At 59.6% G+C, this 1,280-nt stretch carries 3 protein-coding genes; all 3 read left to right on the forward strand.

All coding sequences use genetic code 11. From position 1 onward, the window contains the following. Window positions 1-537 (forward strand): SIS domain-containing protein (locus tag A2I95_RS39210; protein ID WP_291737763.1); only part of this gene is annotated, 537 nt, incomplete at its 5' end. A 3-nt stretch (window positions 538-540) separates the two neighbouring features. Then, complete coding sequence (locus A2I95_RS39215; RefSeq protein ID WP_291737764.1) at window positions 541-1,083, forward strand: pyridoxamine 5'-phosphate oxidase family protein; 543 nt, start codon at window positions 541-543, stop codon at window positions 1,081-1,083. Further along, on the forward strand, window positions 1,080-1,280 hold a 201-nt coding region (locus A2I95_RS39220; RefSeq protein WP_367153214.1), incomplete at its 3' end, for a DNA alkylation repair protein. The genes A2I95_RS39215 and A2I95_RS39220, both read left to right, overlap by 4 nt.

A 1,280-nucleotide genomic window follows, 5' to 3' on the forward strand; every position in this document is an offset into this window, starting at 1 on the left:
GACTACGCCACCGCGATCCGCGGGTTGCCCAATGTGCTGTCTTCCGCGCTGGAACAGAACGAAGCGATCCGCCAGGCGGCACAAAAGGTCAGCGAAGCCCGCGACGTCTTGTTCCTGGGCCGCGGCCTGATGTTCCCTCTGGCACTGGAAGGCGCGCTGAAGCTGAAGGAAATCAGCTACATCCACGCCGAGGCTTATGCGAGCGGCGAGCTGAAGCACGGACCTATTGCGCTGATCGACAAGCATATGCCAGTGGTGGTTCTCTCGCCCAAAGACACGCTGTTCGACAAATCCGTCTCCAACATGCAGGAAGTGCTCGCGCGCAAGGGCAAGGTGCTGATGATCTCGGATCAGGACGGCATCGACGAGGCCGGTGAGGATGTCTGGTGCGCCATCCGGATGCCCCGCATCAAGGAAGCGCTGACGCCGATCCTTTATGCGATCCCGGCACAACTCTTGGCGTATCACACCGCAGTTGCCAAGGGCACCGATGTGGATCAGCCCCGCAATCTGGCGAAATCCGTAACGGTGGAGTAACTCATGGCCAAGCAGTTCCCGCAGATCGAAGACACGCACCGCAAATTTATAGAAGAGCAGCACATGTTCTTCATCGGCTCTGCTGGGCCTGAGGGCCGCGTGAACATCTCGCCCAAGGGGATGGATTCGCTGCGGGTGCTGGGGCCGGACCGGATTGTCTGGATGAACCTGACCGGCAGCGGCAATGAAACAGCGGGCCACTTGCTGGATGTGAATCGGATCACCCTGATGTGGTGTTCCTTCACCACCCGCCCGATGATCCTGCGGACCTACGGCACCGCCAAGATCCTGCACGCAGGCGATGACGGCTGGGACGAACTAGCCGCCCGGTTCCCGGCCTACCGCAGTGCGCGGCAGATCTTTGATGTCTCAGTGGACATGGTGCAGACCTCCTGTGGCTATGCGGTGCCCTTCATGGAGTATCAGTCCGAGCGCGACACCATGCAAAAATGGGTCGATAACAAATCTGACGATGAAATCCGCGCCTATTGGGCGGGCAGGAACCAATCTACCATTGATGGCCAGCCCACAGGGGTGCCGGTGTGACTTCCGTGGCAGGCAATGACATGCTGGACACGCATCTGGACCAACTCAAAGTTTTGGCCGAACCAGGCAGGGCCGATCAGATGGCCGCCTATCACAAGCAAAGCCGCGAAGTACTGGGAGTGCCAAATCCGGCCACCAATGAGCTGACCAAATCCTGGCGGAAGTCGCTGAACCTGGAACAACGCGTGGAGCTGGCA

The organism is Leisingera sp. F5, assembly GCF_001593695.1.

Coding starts and splice junctions, on each gene's coding strand:
- A2I95_RS39215 (WP_291737764.1), top strand. CDS start 541: ATGGCCAAGCAGTTCCCGCAGATCGAAGACACGCACCGCAAATTTATA.